Origin of the sequence: Micrococcus sp. GbtcB5 (genome assembly GCF_019091605.1) — a bacterium.
Classification (GTDB): Bacteria; Actinomycetota; Actinomycetes; order Actinomycetales; family Micrococcaceae; genus Micrococcus; species Micrococcus luteus.
In genome coordinates this window covers 1-241 of the sequence record NZ_JAGXJK010000404.1, presented here as the reverse complement: position 1 = coordinate 241, position 241 = coordinate 1, and the positions used below count along the sequence as shown (strand labels likewise).

The following is a 241-nucleotide window of genomic DNA, read 5'->3' as shown; positions in this document are numbered from 1 at the left end:
GCGGTGGGAGCGCAGCAGCTCGGGCCGGCCGGGTTCGTGGGAGGGCACCTCGCCGCGGGCCAGACGCGCGATCTTGGCCGGGTCCACGTCCACGCCGAGCACCTCGAAGCCCAGCTCGGCCGTGCAGGCGGCGTGCGTGGCGCACAGATAGCCCGTGCCGATCACGGACAGCCGCGGCGGGGCCTCCTGCTCGGCGGGGGCGGCGGGCGCGGTCGTCTCGGTCACGGCGGACGCCTCGAGG

The 241-nt window shown here is 77.6% G+C and carries 1 pseudogene; it reads right to left on the bottom strand.

From position 1 onward, the window contains the following. Nucleotides 1–225 (bottom strand): annotated as a pseudogene (locus tag KVS67_RS12890) (UDP-glucose 6-dehydrogenase); the annotation flags it as partial. Nucleotides 226–241 lie beyond the last annotated feature (16 nt).